We start from the raw sequence: 19562 nt of genomic DNA, 5'->3' as shown, positions 1-19562 counted from the left end.
ATCAGACCCTCTCGACGCGGGCGGTGCCGAAGATCCCCTGCGGGCGGACCAGGAGGATCACGACGATGAGCGTGAGCGCCGTGGCGACCTTGAGCTCGTTGCCGATGAACGGGACGTAGCCGCCGGCCAGGTTCTGGACCAGGCCCACGAAGAGGCCGCCGACCACCGCACCGACGACGCTGTCGAGACCACCCAGCGCGGCCGCCGCGAAGGCGTAGATCAAGACGTTGCCCATCATCGCGGTGCTCAGGAAGAGCGACGGCGCGACGAGGGTGGCGGTGAGGGCGCCCACCGCGCCGGCGATGGCCCAGCCCACGACCTGGGTACGGCGTACGTCGACGCCGAGGAGCTCGGCGCTGGCGGGACTGCTCGCCACGGCCCGCATCGCCAGGCCCGCGCTGGTCCGGTGCAGCCACACGCTGAGGGCGGCGGTCATGAGCAGGACGCTGACGAGGACGGCGGTGCGCTGGTAGGAGATCTGCACGCCGCCCACCGCCCAGGAGCCCTGCGGGAAGGGCGAGGCCAGCCGGTGGGGGTTGGTGGTGAACAGGTACGCCGCGCCCGCGTTGATGACGAGGAACAGGCCGAGGGTCACCATCACCTCGCGCAGGTGGTCGCCACCGGCGAACGGCCGCATGACGCAGCGCGAGATCACCGCGCCGAGGAGCCCGCCGAAGACGACCCCGCCGGCCATGGCCACCACGATCGGCAGCCCGGCCTGGGCGAGGGCCCAGACCACGAAGGCGCTGAGCATCGCCATCTCGCCCTGGGCGAAGTTCACGACCCGGGTCGCGCGGAAGACCACGATGAGCGCCAGCGCCGCGCCCGCGTAGATCGAGCCGTCGGCGATCGCGTCGACGACGCGTTGCCAGAAGAGATCCATCGTCACACTCCGAGATAGGCACGGCGGACGACGTCGTCGTCCGCGAGGGTGGCCGCGTCGCCCTCGGCGACGAAGGCACCGGACTGAAGGACGTAGCCGCGGTCGGCGATCCGCAGCGCCTGGCCGACGTTCTGCTCGATCAGCAGCAGCGCGGTCCCGGTCGACGTCGTGACCCGCCGCAGGTCCTCGATGACCTGGGCGGTGAGGCGGGGCGAGAGCCCCAGCGAGGGCTCGTCGAGCATCAGCAGCGCGGGTCCGGTCATCAGGGTCCGGGCGATCGCGAGCATCTGCTGCTCTCCCCCGCTGAGGTGGCCCGCCGGCTGGCGGCGGCGCTCGCGCAGGATCGGGAACGCCTCGAACCAGGTCTCCATCGCCGCCGCCACCGCGTCGGTACGACGGCCGAGGCCGCCGATGCGCAGGTTCTCCTCGACGCTCAGGTCCACGAAGGTCCCGCGCCCCTGCGGGCAGTGCCCGAGCCCGAGCGCCGCGCGCCGGCTGGTCGCCAGCGCCTCGATCCGGCGGCCCTGGAAGGTGAGCGCCCCCGTGCTCCGCACGGTGCCGCTCAGCGCGCCCAGCAGGGTCGTCTTGCCGGCGCCGTTGGCGCCCAGGACCGCGACCACCTCTCCGGCGCCCACCGCGAGGTCGAGCCCGTGGAGCACCTGCGACGCGCCGTAGCCCGCGACCAGGCCGGCCACCTGCAGGAGGGGGCCGGTTGCCGCCGGCGTGCTCACGGCGTACCTCCGAGGTAGGCGGCGACCACCGCGGCGTCCTGGAGGACCTCCTCGGGCCGGCCCAGGGCGATCACCCGGCCCGCGTCGAGGACGGCGACCCGGTCGGCGATGCGGGCGACCAGGCCCATGTGGTGCTCGACGAGGAGCACCGTCGTACCGGACTCGCGGCAGATCGCGCGGAGCAGGTCGCCGAGCTCGAACACCTCGACCTGGGTCAGCCCGCCCGCCGGCTCGTCGACCAGCAGCAGGCTGGGCTCGGGCATGAGCGCCCGGGCCAGCTCGACCCGCTTGAGGGTGCCGAACGGCAGGGCCGCGGCCCGCTCCCGGGCGACGTCGAGGAGGCCGAAGCGCTCCAGCAGCTGCCAGGCGCGGGCGAGCAGCCGCCGCTCTGCGGCGACGGTGCGCGGCAGGCGCAGGGTGCTGCCCAGCGTCCAGCCGCGAGGACGGGCGCAGAGGTGCCCGCCCAGCGCCACGTTGTCGAGGACGGAGAGGTCGTCGACGACGGCGAGGTTCTGGAAGGTGCGGCCCACGCCCAGCCGCGCGATCGCGTGGGGCCTGCGGGCGGTGATGTCCCGGCCGCGGTGCACGATCCGGCCCGAGGTCGGGCGGTAGAGACCGCCGACGCAGTTGAACAGGCTGCTCTTGCCGGCGCCGTTGGGCCCGACCAGGGCGCGGAGCTCGCCGGTCGCGACGCTCATGGTCACCTCGTCGAGGGCCTGGATGCCGCCGAACCGCAGCGAGACGGCCTCGATCGTCAGCTCGTCGCTCACGGGCGGGGACCGTCGGGGTGGTGCTGGCGGCGGGCTGTCGTCCTCGGCATGGCGACGACACTAGGGTGACGGTCACCACACGCATATGGGGATCGGCCCACACTTCGGGGCCATCTGTGTGTGGTTACACCTGGGTGCCGAGCTGGTGGAGCAGGACGGCGACCTGGAGGTCCAGGCGGCGCCCCGGTGCGCGCCACGCGGGGCCGAGCACCCGGCCGATCCGGTCGAGCCGTTGGGCGACGGTGTTGGGGTGGACGTGCATCCGGTCGGCCGTCTCGCGCACCGAGCCCTCGGCGGCGAACCAGGCCGTCAGCGTCGCGAGGAGGTCGGTGCCGCGACGCTCGTCGTAGGCGAGCAGCGGGCCGAGGGTGCTGCGGGTGAAGCCGTCGAGCTCGGCGCGTCCGTTGTGGCCCAGGAGCAGGCGCGCGAGGCCGAGCCCGGCCGCGTCGCACACCTCGCCGCTGCGGCCGAGCGCGAGCAGGGCGCGCAGCGTCTCGGAGGCGTCGCGCCAGGCGTCCCAGACCCCGGCCGCGCCACCGGGACACGGGGCCACCCCGACGGTGGCGCCCGGGAACCGGCGCGCCACCTGTTCCCCCAGCTCGGCCGGCGGCAGGGACGCGAGCACGACGAGGGCGTCCTGGTGCACGGCACCGAGCCCCTCGAGGTCGGCCGCCAGTGCTGCCACCCCGCGCACGGCCTGGCTCTGCGAGAGCTGCGGGTCGGCCGGACGGGCGACCGCGACGGCCAGCCCGGTGTCGAGGTCGACGCCCTGGAGCCGGGCGACCTCGCGCAGCCGGGCCGGGTCGAGGTTCCCGCGGGCCAGCATGTCGGTGAGCAGCTCGCCGCGGACCTTGCGCTCGGCCTCCAGGTCGACCTGGCGGAAGAGCAGCACCAGGGCCGTGGCCAGCGCGCCCCGCTCGAGGGTGCGCTGCTCGCCGGGGCTCAGCGGCCGGTCGTGGGCGAGCACGAGCGTGCCGAGGTGCTGCTCGGCCGCGACGGCGCGCACCGCCCACGTCCGCTGGCCCACCAGGACGCAGCGGCCGATGCCGGGCGCGGCGGCGACCCGCGCGCGTACCTCGGGCGTCATCACCGACGGGCTGCCCGCGAGCAGCTGCTCGTCCTCGTCGTAGATGCCGAGCACCCCGCCCAGCGCCGGGGACAGCACCGCGGCGACGTCGGCGACGTCGCGGCTGTCGGCGAGCACCGCGATCAGCTCGTCCTGGGCCCGCGCGGCGCGCTCGACCGCCTCGTTCTGGGCGCGGAGCCGGGCATTGGCCGCGTCGACCGCGTCGAGCGCGGAGCGGACCTCGTCGAAGAGCCGGGCGTTCTCCAGGGCGATCGCGGCGTGGGCGGCGAAGGCGCTGAGCAGCGCGACCTCGCTCGCCGGGAACCGGCGTACCCGGCGGTGGGTCGCCAGCAGCGCGCCGATGACCTTGCCCCCGACCTTGAGGGGGACGCCGAGGATCGCGCGCACCTGCTCGCCGTCGACCGCGTCGTCGATGTAGCGGCGGTGGAAGAAGCGGGCGTCGGTGCGGTAGTCCTCGGTGAAGTAGGGCTCGCCCTCCTGGGCGACGAGCCCCAGGAGGCCGGTGCCCAGGGGCAGGCGCAGCTTCTTGAAGTCGGGGGTCAGTGAGCCGTCGGTGACCTTGACGTAGGACACGCCCCGCGCCTCGTCCATGAGCGACAGGTAGCTCATGTCCGCGCCGAGCAGCGTCCGGGCCCGGCTGACGATGACGGTGAGGATCTTGTCGAGGTCGCGGATCTCGTTGAGGTCGCGGGCGGTCTCGTTGAGCGCCGACAGCTCGGCCTGCCGGCGCCGGTGGTCGGCCATCTCGTCGTGGATCCGCAGCGCCAGGGCGTGCTGGCGGCGCAGCGAGTCCACGTCCCCACCCGTGCCGGCGCCGGCGGCCGCCTCGAGCGGTGCGGCGAGGTCGCCGCGGGCGCCGCCGGCGAGCAGCACCTCCAGGAGGCGCTCGGTCGGAGCCTTGTCCGCCCGGTCCGCCTCGGTCTCATCGGGCACGAGCACCGACCACTGGGTCACGCGATCCACACATCCGTCCTGGGCTCCGCAGGTCTGCTACCGACGGTGAGCTCGTTCAGGGGGTGTGGTGCGACAGTAGCCGCGGCGGGCAAGCGGGCCGGACTCCCGCGCCGTCAGGTGGGACCGATCAGCTCCCCGTGCAGTAGCGGTCGGCCACGTCGAGCGCCCGGTCCAGGATCGCGATCCCGGCCCGCGCGTCGTCGTCGCTGATCGTGCACGGCGGGACGACGTGGGTGCGGTTGAAGTGGACGAACGGCCACAGGCCCTCGGCCTTGCACGCCGCGGCGAGCTCGGCCATCGGGGCGGCCGCCGGACCGGAGGCGTTGAACGGCACGAGCGGCTCGCGCGTCGTACGGTCGCGGACGAGCTCGAGCGCCCAGAAGGCGCCGAGGCCGCGCACCTCCCCCACGCTCGGGTGCCGCTCGGCCAGGGCCCGCAGCTCGGGTCCGAGCACCTCGTCGCCGAGGCGCCGGGCGTTCTCGACGACCTTCTCCTCGCGCATCACGTTGATGCTGGCCACCGCCGACGCGCAGGCCAGCGGGTGACCGGAGTAGGTGAGGCCGCCGGGGAACGGGCGGTCGGCGAAGGTCGCCGCGATCTCCGCGGAGATGACCACGCCGCCGAGCGGCACGTAGCCGGAGTTGACGCCCTTGGCGAAGGTGATCAGGTCGGGCGTGACACCCCAGCGGTCGACGGCGAACCACTCGCCGCAGCGGGCGAACCCGGCCATCACCTCGTCGGCGACCAGCACGATGCCGTACTCGTCGCACAGGGCGCGGACGCCGGCGAGGTAGCCCTCGGGCGGGACCAGGATGCCGTTGGTGCCGACGACGGTCTCGAGGATGATCGCCGCGATCGTCTGGGGCCCCTCGACCGCGACCAGGTCGCGCAGGTGGCTCAGCGCGCGTTCGCACTCCTCGGCCTCGGTGGTGGCGTGGAACGCCGAGCGGTAGAGGTAGGGACCCCAGTAGCGCACGACACCGGACATGCCCGGCTCGGAGGCCCAGCGGCGCGGGTCGCCGGTCAGCGCGATCGCGCCGGCGGTGGCGCCGTGGTAGCTGCGGTAGGCAGCCAGCACCTTGTGCCGTCCGGTGTGCAGGCGCGCCATCCGGATGGCGTTCTCGTTGGCCTCGGCGCCGCCGTTGGCGAAGAACACCTTGTCGAGGTCGCCCGGGGCGACCTCGGCGATGAGCCGGGCGGCCTCGGCGCGCACGTCGTTGGCGAAGCCCGGCGCGAGCGTGCTCAGCCGGCCCGCCTGCTCCTGGATCGCGGCGACGATCGCCGGGTGCTGGTGGCCGATGTTGACGTTGACCAGCTGCGAGGAGAAGTCGAGGTAGCGCGTGCCGTCGGCGTCCCAGAAGTACGAGCCCTCGGCGCCGGCGATCGGCAGCGGGCTGATCTGGGCCTGGGCCGACCAGGAGTGGAAGACGTGGTCCTTGTCGAGGCGCCGGATGGTGGCGGCGTCGTAGTCGAGCTCCATGGTCGCCTCCTCAGCGGGTCCGCGGGAAGCCGAGGTCGACGCTCGACGTGGCCGGGTCGGGCCAGCGCGAGGTGATGACCTTGCCGCGGGTGTAGAAGCTGATGCCCTCGGGGCCGTACATGTGGGTGTCGCCGAAGAGCGAGTCCTTCCAGCCGCCGAACGAGTAGTAGGCGACCGGGACCGGGATCGGCACGTTGATGCCGACCATGCCGACCTGGACGTCGTACTGGAAGCGGCGCGCGGCGCCGCCGTCGCGGGTGAAGATCGCGGTGCCGTTGGCGTAGCGGTTGGCGTTGATGAGCGCCAGGCCCTCGTCGTAGGTGTCCACGCGGACCACGCCGAGCACGGGGCCGAAGATCTCGTCGGTGTAGACGGTCATCTCGGGCGTGACGTTGTCGAGCAGCGTGGTGCCGAGGAAGAAGCCCTCGGCCGGGACGTCGGCCGTGCGGCCGTCGACCACGACGGTGGCCCCCTCCGCCTCGCCCGCGTCGACGTAGCCCGCGACCTTGTCGCGGTGCTCGCGGGTGATGAGCGGGCCCATGTCGGTGCCCTCGGCGGCACCGTCGCCGACGACGAGCTTGGGCAGCCGCAGCGCGATCGCGTCGACCAGCGGGTCCGCGATGTCGCCGACCGCGACCGCGACGGACAGCGCCATGCAGCGCTCGCCCGCGGCGCCGTAGGCGGCCGAGACGATGGCGTCGGCGGCGACGTCGAGGTCGGCGTCGGGCAGCACGAGCGCGTGGTTCTTGGCGCCGCCGAGGGCCTGGACGCGCTTGCCGTGGGCGGTGCCGGTCTCGTAGATGTACTTGGCGATGGGCGTCGAGCCGACGAAGCTCACCGCCGCGACGTCGGGGTGGGTCAGCAGCGCGTCGACCGCCTCCTTGTCGCCCTGGACGACGGTGAAGACGCCGTCGGGCAGCCCCGCCTCCTGCCACAGCCGGGCGATCCAGAGCGCGGCGCTCGGGTCCTTCTCGCTGGGCTTGAGCACGAAGGCGTTGCCGCAGGCGATCGCGTTGGCGCACATCCACAGCGGCACCATGGCCGGGAAGTTGAAGGGCGTGATGCCGGCGACGACGCCGAGCGGCTGGCGGATGTCGTAGACGTCGACACCCGACGCGGCCTGCTCGGAGTAGCCGCCCTTGAGCAGCTGGGGCACGCCGGTCGCGAACTCGACGTTCTCGAGGCCGCGCGCGATCTCGCCGAGGGCGTCGGCGTGGACCTTGCCGTGCTCGGCGGTGATGATCCGGGCCAGCTCGTCGGAGCGCTCGTGGAGCAGCTCGCGGAAGGCGAACAGGACCGCCGCGCGCTGCGAGAGCGACGACCCGCGCCAGGCCGCGGCGGCGGCACCCGCGCGGGCGACCGCCGCGGAGACCTCGCTCGTGGAGGCCAGGTCGACCTCGGCGGTGACGGCGCCGGTGGCCGGGTTGTGCACGGGCGCCGTACGGCCCGAGGTGCCGGTGACGACCTGGCCGTCGATCCAGTGGGAGACGCGTTCGCTCATGGGTCCGACGATATGTGTCAGCAGTGACCCCCGCAAAGGGTCTATTGACCTGTGACAAACGGAGGCCCGGGCGTGGGTAAAGGCTTCCCCGAACCCCCCGCGGACCGGGCGTCCGGGTCCTAGCGTCGGCCCCCAGGGGGTACGACCATGGGGATGCTCGCCCGGCGGCTCACGGCCGCGCTCACGACCGCGCTGCTGCTGGTGGCGGCCGGCTCCGTCGTCTCGACCGGTGCGGCCGGTGCGGTGGTCGCGGCGGGCCGCCCGTCGCCACCCCGGGCCGTGGGCGCGGCGCCCGCGGACGGCGCGGTCCGGGTGACCTGGACGGCGCCCGCGCGCAAGGGCGGCAGCCGGATCGACCGGTACGCCGTGCAGCGGCGCACCGCACCCTCCGGCGCCTGGTCCCCGGTGCGCAAGGTGTCCGGGGCGACCCGCGCCTGGACCGTGGCCGGGCTCCGCAACGGCACGCGCTACGGCATCCGGGTGCGGGCGCACAGCGCGTCCGGGTGGGGTCGGTGGAGCGCCGAGGCGACCGCCGTGCCGCGCGGGACGCCCGGCCCGGTGCTGACCCCGGAGGCCGACGGCTACCGCGCGGCGCTCGGCGTCTACTGGCAGGCGCCGCCCGTGACCAACGGCGGGCCGATCGACCACTACCGCGTCGAGATCGGCACCGACGGCGCGACCTGGGCCACCGCCGTGGACCACGCGGCCGCCGCCACCGCGGCCGCCCCCGTGCTCGTCACGGGGCTGACCCCCGGCACCCGCTACTGGGTCCGGGTCCGCGCGCACAACGCGGCCGGCTACGGCCCGGGCAGCGGCGCCGGTCCCTACCGCGTGCTCACCGCGCCGAATCCCGTCACCGACCTGGTCGCCTCCCCCGGCGACGCCACCGCGACCCTGACCTGGACCGAGCCCGCCGTCGCCAACGGCATCCCCGCGGCGACCGGCTACAAGGTCGAGGCGAGCACCGACGACGGCGGCACCTGGACCGAGCTCGCGCTGACCACCGCGCCCACCTACACGGCCACCGGCCTGGCCAACGGCACGTCCTACCGGTTCCGGGTCAGCGCCCGGGCGAGCAACGCCCGCCTCGGGTACGGCGCTCCGACGCTCGCCTCCCCCACCCTCCCGGTCGGCGCACCGGGCGCCCCGCGCGACCCCGGGCTCGGCTGGGACCCGGAGGCCGCGACCTACCGGCTCACCTGGACCGCACCCGCGGGCGACGGCGGTGACCCGGTCGCGCACTACCTCGTCCAGCAGGGCGCGCTCCCCGAGCAGCAGGTCACCGCACCCGCGACGGACCTCGACGTGGGCGCGGCCGCGCTCGACGACGGCTTCCGGGTGCGGGCGTGCAACGGGCACGGGTGCGGGCCGTGGACCGCGGTGGTCGGGCCGGTGCCCGCGCCGGTGGGCGACCTGACGGCGGACGCGGCGCGGGCGGGGGCGTCGTACACGGTGACGGTGGGGTGGACCGCTCCGGGCAATGCGGCGGTGACGTCGTACCAGGTGCTGCGGAGCAGCGACGGGACGACCTTCACCGAGGTCGGGACCACCGCCGCGACGACCTTCAGCGACCCGACGGCGGCGGCCGCGACGTCGTACACCTACCGGGTGGTGGGGCGCTACGCCGGCGGCAGCGGACGCCCGGCGTCGGTCGACGTCGCGACCGGACCGCTCTACGACCTCGCGCTGACACCGGCGTCGGTGCTGGTCGACGAGGGTGGGACGGCGCTGCTGGCAGTCTCGCTCGACCGTCCCGCGGCAGCCGACACGGTGGTCGTGGTGACCTCCTCGGACCCGGACGCCGCGGCGCCAGCGAGCCCGACCGTCACCATCCCGGCCGGGCAGACCTCGGCCACCATCACCGTCCTCGCCCTCCCGGACGCCGACAGCGACGACGAGGTGGTGACGTTCACGGTGGACCTCGGCGGCCAGACCCGGACCGCGACGGTGACCGTGCTCGACGGCTGATCCCGGCGTTCGACGGGTGCTGTTGCGGCCACGGCCACCTGGCCGTCGCCCGCGGCACCTAGCCTCGGGCCATGCCCGAGCGCTGGGTCTCCTACGAGCCGACCGACGAGACCGAGCCCCCGCCGCCGCCGGCTCCCTCGCGGCTGCCTGCCCTGCTCGCGGTCGCCGCCGTGGCCGTCGTCGTCGCCGGGATCGTCGGACTGGTCGCCGCGGCGTCGTCCGGCAAGGACGACGACGAGCCCGCCCGCCGGGTCACCACGGTCACGAGCACGTCGTGGTCGACCTCGTGGTCGACCTCGTGGACCACCTCGACGACGACCACGACCACCTCACGCTGAGGCGTCGGCTCCCTCGGCGACCACGTCGCTGATCGGGGTGATCCAGGACTGGTGCGAGCGCGCGTTCTTGGTGATCGCGAGCAGGTCGTCCATGTGCGGCTCCAGGCCGGTCACCTTGTCGAGCGGGACACCGATGATGAGCTGGAAGCCCAGGCCCTTCCAGGCCTGCACGGCGCGCCCGGCGAACTCCGAGTCCGCCTTGACGAAGCCCTCGTCGAGGAAGACCGGCGCGAACCGCGGCCGCGAGCGCATCTCGTCGCCGAGCCGGAAGCGCAGCGCGGAGCCCACGATGAAGGCGACGAGCTCCTGGCTCTCGCCACCGGACTTCTCCCCCAGCGTGCGGTACGTCGCGCGTAGCTCGCCGGTGAGGTGGTCGTAGCGCTCGGCGCTGATCTCCACGTGCCGGCGTACGTCGAGCAGCCGGTCGCGGTCGGTGGTCAGCGTCGGGCCCTCGCCGGACTGGGACGGCTTGCGCAGCTGCTGCATGAACCGGCTCAGCTCGGTGAAGCGCTTCTCGAGCCCGGCCTCGTCGAGCTCGGCGGTGGCGCCCGAGGACAGCGCGCGCAGGTCCTTCATGAAGACCTGCACGTGCGCCGGCGCGAGCCGGCGCAGCCGGATGCGGAGCCGGTCGGCCTCGGCGCCGAACTCCAGGCGCCGCAGGATGGCGTTGATCGGCTCGAGCCGGTCCTCGATCTCCTCGACCGAGGACGACATGGCGCCGACCAGCGGCACCAGGTCCTGCCCGCTCCACTCGGTGAGCCGGCGGCGCCACTCGGCGCGGCGGTCGGCCAGGCCGGTGCCGCGGATCTCGTCGAGGATCCGCGCGTAGTCGGCGTAGGAGTCCGCGGTGGCGCCGAGGTTCGGCGAGTCCCACTGGAACTTGTAGTGCTTGAAGATGAGCGCCAGGTCGTCGTCGCAGCGCCGGATCTCGGCGTCCGCGTCGGCCACGGCCGTGCGCAGCCGCTCGCCCAGACGGTGGGAGTTGTCGGCGAACCGGTCGAGGTCCTCGGGGTCCGCGGGAGCCGCGGCAGCGGCGAAGTCCGCGGCCAGGGCGGCCTCCTGCTCCTCGGAGAGCCGGACCGAGCCGCCGGCCTCCATCGCCTCGAGGCGGTCCTTGACCAGGTCCTCGGAGTCGACGAGCTCGCTGTGCGCGCCGTTGAGCTCGCGCTGGCGCTGCTCCAGGGCGAACCGCTCCTGGCGGGTGTCGTCGAGGCGGTGCACCAGCTCGTCGATCTGCTGCTGCAGCACCTGGAGCTGGTCGTCGGAGGTGAGGATGTCGGTCCGCCGCTGCTCCAGCTCGGAGATACGGCGGTCGCTGCCCGCCACGTCGACGTCGTCGAAGCGGACCATGGCGATCGCGTCGTACGCCTTGCGCTGCTGCTCCAGCAGCCGGCCGCGCCGGTCGAGGTCGGCGAGCTGGGCGTCGACCTGCTCCATCCGGCGCTCCAGCTCGTCGAGCTGGCCGTCGATCTCGGCGATCGCGTCCTCGTTGGAGAAGCCGATGATGTTGCGCTGGTCGTTGCGCCCGTGGGCGCCGCGGCGCCCGTTGCGGGTCTGGCCGGCGGCGGTCACCCGGAAGCCGGGGCCGTCGAGCTCGGCGGCGCTCTCGACGCAGTAGGCGTTGCGGGAGGGGGCCTCGACGTGCTGCTGGACCCAGCCCGAGAAGGGCGACTCCTTGAACAGCAGCTTGCCCGCGACCCGCTCGGGGTCGGCCGGGCCGGTATCGGGCAGGTCGAGCTCGACACCCTGGAAGGTCAGCCGGGCCGGCAGCCGCAGGTCGTCGATGGCTGCGGAGAACTCGTCGAGCCGGTCGAGCGGGACGAGCATCATCCGGGCGGTGCCGCCCAGGACGGTCTCGATCGCGGTGCGCCAGCGCGCCTCCTCGGGCGCGAGGTCGATCAGCTCGGCGACGAACGGCAGCTCGTCGACGCGCAGGCCGCTGGCCTGGGCGACGGCGCCCCGCAGGTCGTGCAGGTACGACGGCACCCGGCCCGCGCGGTTCTCGAGCGAGGTGCGCTCGCGCTGGAGCACGGACTGCTCGTTCTTGAGCGGGACCAGGCCGTCACGGACCCGGTCGCGCTCGGCGCGCAGCGTCGCCTGCTCGGCCTCGCCGGCCGAGAGCCGCTTGCGGGCCAGGAGCTGCAGCTCGGCGAAGGCGGACGCCGAGTCCATCGCGGACTCCAGGTCGGGCGCGTCGGCGTCGGTGAGCCCGACGAGCGGGTAGACCCGCTCCTCGAGCTCGGAGAGCCGGTTGGCGCGCTCCTCGCGGATCACCCGCTCGTGCTCGGCCTGCGCGGCGAGCGCCTGGAGGTCGCCGCCACCGGCGGCGCGGTGGGCCTCCTTGGCCGCCTCCAGGTCACCGGCCAGCGTGGTCTCGGCCGAGCGCGTCGCGGTCAGGCCCTCGACGGTGCCCTGCCGGGCGTCGCGGTTGCCGGTGACAGCGGACTCGATGAGGCGCAGGTGGGTCTTGAGCAGCCACAGCCGCAGCGGGGTGTCGCCGGACAGCGTGACGCCGTAGGAGTCGAGCTCGGACAGCCGCGCGGTCGCGGCGACCTTGCGCTCCTGCAGGTCGGTGATCGGCTCGAGCAGCTCGAGCTTCTGCTCCTCGGTGCGCATCGCGGCGTACGACGCGTCGAGGTCGTCGAAGTGCTCGATCGCCCGGTCCGCGGCGGCATAGGTCGAGGGCCGCTCCAGGACCATGTCCTTGTAGAGCTCGTCGACGCTGCGGACCTGGTTGCCGGCCTGGATGCGCGCGAGCAGGCGCAGCGCCTTGGAGCCGTCGCCGTTGGCGCCGATGCCCAGCCGGGCGTGCAGGACGGCGGTGAACTCGGCGTACGTGCGGTGCACGCGGATGCCCGGGTAGAGCTTCTTGAGCGTGTTGGCGTGGAAGCGCTCGGGGACGGCGACCTCGAGCGTCTCGAGCGAGAGCGGTCCCTCGTGGGTGGCGAGCTGCATCTGCACCTCGCCGGAGCGCGACGCGCGGCGCGGCACGTAGTAGGTGCGCAGGGCCGTGAACCGGCCGCCCTGGTCGTTGACGAACGTCATCGCGACCGCGCCCCAGGTGTCGGTGCCCTTGCCGCGCAGGAGCTTCTCCTCGGGGCGGCCGGTCTTGGGGTTGTCGATGACGTCGACCGCGCCGCGCAGGTAGGACAGCAGGTTGCGCTGGCCGGCGCTGCGCGCGCGGCCCGCGACGGCGTCGTTGGAGGCGCCGTTGAACTTGGTGTCCGAGGGCATCATCAGCGCCGTGTAGGCGTCGAGGATGGTGCTCTTGCCGACGCCGGAGGCACCGGAGATCATCGTCGCGTCACCGCGCAGCGGGACGGTCGTGAGGCCGCTGAAGCCGCCCCAGTTGACGAGCTGGAGCAGGGACGCGCGCCACTGGACCGTGTCATCGGCCGGGGTCGCGACGACCTCGCGCTCGAACAGGCCGCCCTCGACGTCCTCGATCTCGTCGATGCTCACTCGCCGTCCTCCTCGAACAGGTCGGCCGGCTCGGCCGCCTCGGCCTCGTCGGCCGGCTCGGTGCCGTTGGCCCTCTGCAGCGCGTCGAGCAGCTCGTGGAGCAGCTCCAGCGGCAGCAGCGGCTCGACGGCCTCGCTGATCTCGTAGCGGTCCTCGGCGGCCGAACCGATGAGCAGGCCCGCCTTGACGATGCTCACGACCGCGTTGCGGGCGCGCTTCTCGTCGCCCGCCTCGTCGGTGGCGTGGGTGGGCCGGAAGCTCGCGACGTAGTCGACGATGTCCTCGCGGTCGATGTAGACCCGCGCGTCCCCGCCGGCCAGCCCCGCGCGCAGCCGGTCGCGCAGGTGCACCAGCACCAGCGTCTCCTCACGCGACCACGCCGTGTCGTGGAGCAGCGTCGGGAACCGGCCGCCGGTCTCCGAGAACGCCTGGCGCTTCCAGGCGACCTCGCGCGCCGGGTCGACCTGGAGGTCGAGGAAGAGGTCGTTGAGCCGCGAGCGGATGACCCGCTCGTGCTCGACCAGCACCTGCCAGTCGCGCGGGTGGGTGCGCGCGCTGATGAACCGCTGCTTGAGGAGCGTGACCAGGGCGTGGCGCTGGGCGTACTCCAGACCGCCCTCGTCGCCCTCGAACAGCGACACCGAGCGCTCGTCGGCGACCTCGTCGAGGTCGTCGAAGTCGTTGGCGACCACGTCGAGCTCGTCGGGCTGGTCCAGGTCGACGCTCATCGGCGGGACTCCTCTCGGGAGAGATCGGGGTCGGGCAGCGGCGTGCGCGGCACGGCGAAGGTGCGGCGCGTGCCGTCGGGACGGACGGCGGCGAACGCCTCGACGCCGTCCTCGGTCTCCCACTCCTGGTCGGCCGCGAGGTGCAGCAGGCCGAAGATCTCGACCGGCCGGCGCAGCGACGGCTCCAGGGTGTCGAACAGCTCGCCCAGCGAGCCGGCCGGCAGCAGGTCGCGCAGCGCGTCGTCCAGGCGCTGGCGCAGCGAGCCCAGCTGGGGACCGCCCTGCGCCATCAGCTCGGTCAGCGACAGTGACGGGGCGTCGGCCGGGTCGGCCGCGGTGATCGGGTCGGGCAGGACGTCATCCGCGGGGTCGTAGAAGCGCTCGCGCAGGTGGTCGACGCTCGCCCGGTCGGGCAGCAGGGAGACGTCGTGGGCGGCGCGGGGGCCCGTCGTACCCATCCAGGTCATGAGGGCCGACTCGACCTGGCGCAGCGTCTGCTCCAGCTCGCGGTCGCGGGCGGCGTCGTGGGAGACGATGTACTCCTTGAGCGTCGCCGTCACCCGGCTGCGCTGGGCCAGCACCCGGTCGAGACCGTCGCGGACCAGCTTGACGGTCCCCCGTAGCTCGGCCCGGTCGGCGTCGCCGAGGATCCCGTCGGAGAGCGGGTGCTCCAGCAGCGCCCCGAGGTCCTCGCGCAGCTGGGTGACCAGGCCGTCGTCGCGCAGCAGCGCGAACGCCCCCTCGAACGCCCGCCCCTCGTGGGTGGCCGTCATCAGCGCGTCGGCCCGCGCCAGGTAGTCGTCGATCACGTCGCCCGCCGGCCGGTCCTCGGCCCGGAACGCGGCCAGGATCTCGCCCCGGATCGTCGCGAACCGCTCCTCCACCCGTGCGAAGTCGCTCGGCAGCGCCGAGATCAGCGACAGCAGCTCGGTGAACCCCTCGGACATGTAGTCCTCGGTCGCACTGACCAGCTCGGCCCCGTCGACCAGGCGGTCGCGCTCGGCCTTGAGCCGCGCGATCTCGTCGTTGAGGAGGGTGACCCGGGCGCCCCGATCGGGGTTCGCCTCGGAGTTGAACCGGCGCACCGTGCTCAGGATCGTGGTGATCCGGTGCTCGCTCAGCGTCGCCCGGTCCCGCGCGAGGTTCTTGACCAGCTCGAGCGCCTGCTGCGCGTACGACGTCAGCGAGTAGACCTCGTTGCCCTGCTCGTCGAGCGAGCGCACCAGCCACTGCCCCCGCATCCACCGCTGGCAGATGTCACGCCCGGTACCGCTGGGCAGGTCAGTCTCCCCCGCCTTGCGGATCTCGGCGAGGTGCTCCTCGACCTGCGTGTGCAGCCGCGCGGTCGGGATCGGCTTGTTGTTGCGGCCGAACGACTCCCGGAAGATCGTGATCACGACCGGCGCCTGACGCTGGTGGAGCAGGGTCAACGTGGGCTGCGCGAAGGCACCCTTGACCCTCGCCAGCTCCCCGGCGATCTCGCTCATCTGCCCCCCGGTCGTCCTGCTGCTTGCGGTCGTGCTCGTCGCCGTCGCGCCCGCGCGCGGGGTGCGCTGGGCTCGGACGGACGGTCAAGCATGTCAGAGGGGGCGAGCGAGGCTGAATCGAGCCGGACCCGGCCGGTCAGTGCCCGGCCGGCACCTCGATCGACACGGGCTCGTTCCAGCGGGTCGCGTTCATCTCGGCCACGGCTCCCAGCACGTCGAACCGCACCCGCCGCATGAGGTCGTCGCGCTGGAGGAACAGCTCGTAGTCGACGGTCGGCGGTCCGCCCGCGGGCAGGTCGTCGCCGCGGGCCGCGCCGGCTTCAGCCATGTCGACCTTCAGCCGGTAGTGGCACGTCGGCCGGCCGTCGATCTCCTCCTCGCCGACCACCTCGACCTTCTCGAGACCGGCGCGCCACGCGGCGAACGTGGTGGTCAGGTCGGCGCTGGCGAACTGGCTGCGAAGCTGGACGGCGAGGGGGTCGTCGCCGGAGACCTCCCGGTAGCCCGCGTCCGCGTCCGGCTCCGCGATGAAGTACCGGTCGTCGACGACGATCATCGAGAACTCCTCACCCGGGGTCCGCGACGTCATCTCCATCGAGGCACCGTCCGGCTCGTACGCGAGCACGGCGTCGAAGTCCATCGTCCGGCCATGGCCGGACATGCCGACCTGGACCCGGGCGGTGGCCGACGCCGGAACCGCCGCCTCCATCGCGGGCATCAGGGTCTTCTCGTCGTAGCCGCAGGCACTCGCAGACCCTCGGGGCTCGTCGCGGCCTTCGCCGCTCTCGCCGTACCCAGGGCCAGTCGTCGCACGGGCACACGCTAGCCCGCGCTCGCGGTGAGCCGGGCCGCGATCGGCTCCAGCGCCGCGACCAGCTCCTCGAGCTCCCCCGCCGCCAGCCCCTCGTACGGCGCCTCGGCCAGCGCGTCCGTCAGCGCCTCGATCCGGTCCTTGGTGGCGCGCCCGGCCGGAGTGAAGCGGCCCCCGGCGTCGAGCAGCCCGCGCTCGCGCAGGTCGGCCAGCACCGCGGCCAGCTCGCCCGCGGGCAGGTGGTGGATCCGGCCGAACGACTCCGCCGGGTGGATGCCCAGGTCGAGGGCGCTGAGGACGTGCGCGGCGATCCCGCCGATCCGCTCGGCGACCAGCGCGGCGATGTGGCCGTCGCCGCGGTGCTCGCGCAGCATGTTGGCCGCGTGCCAGAGCCGGGCCAGCGGCTCGTCGGGGACGGGGAGGGCGCGCAGGCCGGCGTACATGACCCGGCCGTCGGTCGGGGCGCTGACCGCGGCCTGCGTGAGCACGTCGGCGGCCCGCGCGAGGCCCGGCGTCTCGACAAGGTCGCCGAGGATGCGCCGCAGGGCGGCCACGCAACCGCGCTGGCGCGCGGCGTGGGCGGCCTCGGGCGTGGTCGTCTCCCACACCTTCGGGAGGTGCCGGGCCACCTCGCCCGCGCCGAAGTTGTAGAACGCCGCGTGCACCACCTCCGCCGGCGCCCGCCCCAGCGGCGCGGAGCGGCCCGCGAAGTAGCCGTCCCAGTAGTTGCGGAAGCCGAGCTCCGCCATCGCCTCGTTGGGCTCGTCGGCGGTGAAGTTGACCATCGGGATCGGCTCGACGAGGTCGTACATGCGGCGGGCGACGGGGACGGCGTGGGACATCGGGGACTCCTGGCGCTCGGTGCCTCGGTGGCGGAGAGTTGGTTCCATGACACATGTAAGACGCTTCGACCACGTCGGAATCACCGTTGCCGACCTCGACGCGGCCACCGCCTTCTTCGTCGGGCTGGGCCTCGAGGTCGAGGGCACCGGCTCCGTGCAGGGCGAGTTCATCGACACCGTCTGCGGCATTCCCGGGGCGCACTGCGAGATCGTCATGCTCCGCCCGCCCGGCGACGGCTCCCGGCTCGAGCTCGCCCGCTTCGTCACGCCCGACCACGTGCCCGGGTCGCCGTACGCGATGGCCAACGAGGTGGGCCTGCGCAACGTCTCGTTCGAGGTCGAGGACCTCCAGGCGGCCCTCGACGCGGTGGCCGCCGACGGGTACGGGCTGGTCGCCGGCGTCGGCGAGTACGAGGGCAGCGTGCGGATGGCCTACGTGCGCGGGCCCGAGGGGATCGTGGTGTCGCTGTTCGAGCAGGTGGGATGAGCCCCTCGCCAAGATCTAGAACACGTTCTACTCTCTCGGCATGGACCTCGTCGCGATCGAAGAGATCAAGCGCCTCAAGCACCGCTACTTCCGCACCCTCGACCTGAAGGTCTGGGACGAGTTCGCCGACTGCCTGGCCGAGGATGTCTCGGCCCGCTACGGCACCCAGGCGATGGACAAGCCGCTGCACTACGACAACCGGGCGGATGTCGTCGACTTCATGCAGAACAACCTCGGCCCGGGGATCATCACGATCCACATCGCGAACCACCCCGAGATCGACGTCGACGGCGACACCGCGACCGGCTCGTGGGCCTTCGAGGACACGGTGATCGTGCCGGACTTCAAGGTGCAGATCCGGGGCGGCGGGTACTACGTCGACACCTACCGGCGCGACGCCGACGGTGCCTGGCGGATCGCGTCGACGCAGTACGAGCGGATCTACGAGGCGATGACCTCGCTCGACGACACCCCGAGCTTCAAGCTCATCGCCAACCGGTGGGACCCCTCGCTGCAGCACTGAGCGGGTTGGGTCGGACCGCCGACCTAGGGTGAAGCCATGAACCTGACGCACGCACCCCTGCGGGCTGCCACGGGCGCCTTCATCCTCAACTCCGGCCTGACCAAGCTGGGCGCGGACGCCACCACGGCGCAGCAGCTCCACGGCTTCGCCAGCACGGCGTACCCCCAGTTCACGAACATGGACGCCACCCAGTTCACCAAGATGCTCGCCGTCGGCGAGATCGCGCTGGGTAGCGCCCTGCTGACGCCCAAGGTGCCCTCGGCGCTGGCGGGTGCTGCGCTCACGGCGTTCGGCGCCGGGATGCTGGGGCTCTACGCGCGCGTCCCGGGGCTGCGCAAGGAAGGGAGCATCCGGCCGACCGAGGCGGGCGTACCGATCGCGAAGGACGTCTGGCTGGTGGGCGCGGGGGCGACGCTGGGCCTGCAGGGCTTCTTCAACGGCGCCCGGCGGGCCGGCAAGCGGGCGGCGACCAAGGTCGGCGCGGCGGCCGAGAGCGCGCACGACGCGCTCCCGTTCTGAGCGGGCGGGGCGACGACGATGGCGGACGCCGCGAAGAGCAAGGCCTTCGACCGGGACATGAACTACATCCCGGACCGGATCACCCGGGAGCCCGGCCTCTCCCAGGACAAGTACGACGACCAGCAGCTCGCCGTCCCCACCTGGCCCGCCGAGCCGGGCCGCTACCGGCTCGTCGCGGCCGCCGCGTGCCCCTGGGCCAACCGGGCGATCATCGTGCGCCGGCTCCTCGGCCTCGAGGACGTGATCTCGCTGGGCCTGACCGGGCCCACCCACGACCCGCGCAGCTGGACCTTCGACCTCGACCCCGGCGGGATCGACCCGGTGCTGGGCTACGAGCGCCTCCAGGAGGCCTACTTCGCCCGGTTCCCCGACTACCCGCGCGGGATCACCGTCCCGGCGATCGTCGACGTGCCGACCAGGGCCGTGGTCACCAACGACTTCCCGTGGATCACCCACGACCTCTTCTTCGAGTGGCGCGACCACCACCGTCCCGACGCCCCGGACCTGTGGCCCGACGACGTGCGCGACGAGATGGAGGAGGTCATGCAGCGGGTCTTCACCGAGGTCAACAACGGCGTCTACCGCTGCGGGTTCGCCGGCTCCCAGGAGGACTACGACGCGGCCTACGACCGGCTGTGGACGGCGATGGACTGGCTCGAGGAACGGCTCACCGACCGGCGCTTCCTGATGGGCGACACCCTCACCGAGGCCGACGTGCGGCTGTTCACGACGCTCGTGCGCTTCGACGCCGTCTACCACGGCCACTTCAAGTGCAACCGCAACAAGCTGACCGAGATGCCGGCGCTGTGGGGCTACGCGCGCGACCTGTTCCAGACGCCCGAGCTCGGCGGGACGATCGACTTCGACCAGATCAAGCGGCACTACTACGTCGTGCACACCGGCATCAACCCGACCCGGATCGTGCCGCGGGGTCCCGACGAGTCCGGCTGGCTGGCGCCGCACGGCCGGGGTGAGGGGCGCCGTTGGTGAG

At 73.4% G+C, this 19562-nt stretch carries 17 protein-coding genes; 6 read left to right on the top strand and 11 right to left on the bottom strand.

Annotated elements, in window-relative coordinates; all coding sequences use genetic code 11:
• Position 1: 1 nt before the first annotated feature.
• The 6 genes from CCO04_RS04725 to CCO04_RS04700 all read right to left on the bottom strand — a co-directional run bounded on the left by CCO04_RS04725 (position 2) and on the right by CCO04_RS04700 (position 7406).
• Entirely contained in the window at positions 2-883 is an 882-nt protein-coding gene (locus CCO04_RS04725; protein ID WP_215812968.1) for a branched-chain amino acid ABC transporter permease, read from the bottom strand.
• Between the two features lie 2 nt (positions 884-885).
• A complete protein-coding gene (locus CCO04_RS04720; protein WP_215812967.1) occupies positions 886-1614 on the bottom strand; it encodes an ABC transporter ATP-binding protein in 729 nt (242 codons plus the stop codon).
• Positions 1611-2384, bottom strand: coding sequence for an ABC transporter ATP-binding protein (locus tag CCO04_RS04715; protein ID WP_308281127.1), 774 nt, complete (start codon positions 2382-2384; stop codon positions 1611-1613). The genes CCO04_RS04720 and CCO04_RS04715 overlap by 4 nt, the downstream gene beginning before the upstream one ends.
• Before the next feature lie 124 nt (positions 2385-2508).
• A complete protein-coding gene (locus CCO04_RS04710) occupies positions 2509-4434 on the bottom strand; it encodes a GAF domain-containing protein (RefSeq protein WP_215812966.1) in 1926 nt (641 codons plus the stop codon).
• A 118-nt stretch (positions 4435-4552) separates the two neighbouring features.
• On the bottom strand, positions 4553-5905 hold the full coding sequence (locus CCO04_RS04705; RefSeq protein WP_215812965.1) for an aspartate aminotransferase family protein: 1353 nt from the start codon (positions 5903-5905) through the stop codon (positions 4553-4555).
• 10 nt (positions 5906-5915) lie between these two features.
• A complete protein-coding gene (locus CCO04_RS04700; protein WP_215812964.1) occupies positions 5916-7406 on the bottom strand; it encodes a CoA-acylating methylmalonate-semialdehyde dehydrogenase in 1491 nt (496 codons plus the stop codon).
• 147 nt (positions 7407-7553) lie between these two features.
• Between CCO04_RS04700 and CCO04_RS04695 the strand changes: the two genes are divergently transcribed.
• Together CCO04_RS04695 and CCO04_RS04690 are read left to right on the top strand one after the other, a co-directional pair.
• A complete protein-coding gene (locus CCO04_RS04695; RefSeq protein WP_215812963.1) occupies positions 7554-9374 on the top strand; it encodes a fibronectin type III domain-containing protein in 1821 nt (606 codons plus the stop codon).
• Between the two features lie 71 nt (positions 9375-9445).
• On the top strand, positions 9446-9712 hold the full coding sequence (locus CCO04_RS04690; RefSeq protein WP_215812962.1) for a hypothetical protein: 267 nt from the start codon (positions 9446-9448) through the stop codon (positions 9710-9712).
• Here the strand turns inward: CCO04_RS04690 and CCO04_RS04685 are convergent.
• The 5 genes from CCO04_RS04685 to CCO04_RS04665 form a co-directional block, all read right to left on the bottom strand.
• Positions 9704-13174: an ATP-binding protein gene (locus CCO04_RS04685; protein ID WP_215812961.1), complete on the bottom strand. Its 3471-nt coding sequence runs from the start codon at positions 13172-13174 to the stop codon at positions 9704-9706. The genes CCO04_RS04690 and CCO04_RS04685 overlap by 9 nt on opposite strands.
• Complete coding sequence (locus tag CCO04_RS04680; RefSeq protein WP_215812960.1) at positions 13171-13902, bottom strand: DUF4194 domain-containing protein; 732 nt, start codon at positions 13900-13902, stop codon at positions 13171-13173. The genes CCO04_RS04685 and CCO04_RS04680 overlap by 4 nt, the downstream gene beginning before the upstream one ends.
• On the bottom strand, positions 13899-15389 hold the full coding sequence (locus CCO04_RS04675; RefSeq protein ID WP_215812959.1) for a DUF3375 domain-containing protein: 1491 nt from the start codon (positions 15387-15389) through the stop codon (positions 13899-13901). Before CCO04_RS04675 ends, CCO04_RS04680 begins: the two co-directional genes overlap by 4 nt.
• Before the next feature lie 136 nt (positions 15390-15525).
• Positions 15526-16107, bottom strand: coding sequence for a hypothetical protein (locus CCO04_RS04670; RefSeq protein ID WP_215812958.1), 582 nt, complete (start codon positions 16105-16107; stop codon positions 15526-15528).
• A 104-nt stretch (positions 16108-16211) separates the two neighbouring features.
• Complete coding sequence (locus CCO04_RS04665) at positions 16212-17042, bottom strand: MarR family transcriptional regulator (protein ID WP_215812957.1); 831 nt, start codon at positions 17040-17042, stop codon at positions 16212-16214.
• 46 nt (positions 17043-17088) lie between these two features.
• Between CCO04_RS04665 and CCO04_RS04660 the strand changes: the two genes are divergently transcribed.
• From CCO04_RS04660 to CCO04_RS04645, 4 genes are read left to right on the top strand one after another with little or no spacing between them, the layout of a single operon-like run.
• Complete coding sequence (locus CCO04_RS04660) at positions 17089-17529, top strand: VOC family protein (RefSeq protein ID WP_215812956.1); 441 nt, start codon at positions 17089-17091, stop codon at positions 17527-17529.
• Between the two features lie 40 nt (positions 17530-17569).
• Complete coding sequence (locus CCO04_RS04655; RefSeq protein WP_215812955.1) at positions 17570-18052, top strand: nuclear transport factor 2 family protein; 483 nt, start codon at positions 17570-17572, stop codon at positions 18050-18052.
• A gap of 36 nt (positions 18053-18088) precedes the next feature.
• Positions 18089-18571, top strand: a complete 483-nt coding sequence (locus CCO04_RS04650; RefSeq protein WP_215812954.1) for a hypothetical protein — start codon at positions 18089-18091, stop codon at positions 18569-18571.
• Between the two features lie 18 nt (positions 18572-18589).
• Positions 18590-19561, top strand: coding sequence for a glutathione S-transferase C-terminal domain-containing protein (locus CCO04_RS04645; RefSeq protein ID WP_215812953.1), 972 nt, complete (start codon positions 18590-18592; stop codon positions 19559-19561).
• The last annotated feature ends 1 nt before the right edge of the window (position 19562 follow it).

It is taken from the genome of Pimelobacter sp. 30-1, from assembly GCF_018831735.1.
In the GTDB taxonomy this organism is placed as follows: domain Bacteria; phylum Actinomycetota; class Actinomycetes; order Propionibacteriales; family Nocardioidaceae; genus Nocardioides.
Note: the sequence above shows the minus strand (reverse complement) of the source record. Positions and strands in the feature narration are given on the sequence as shown.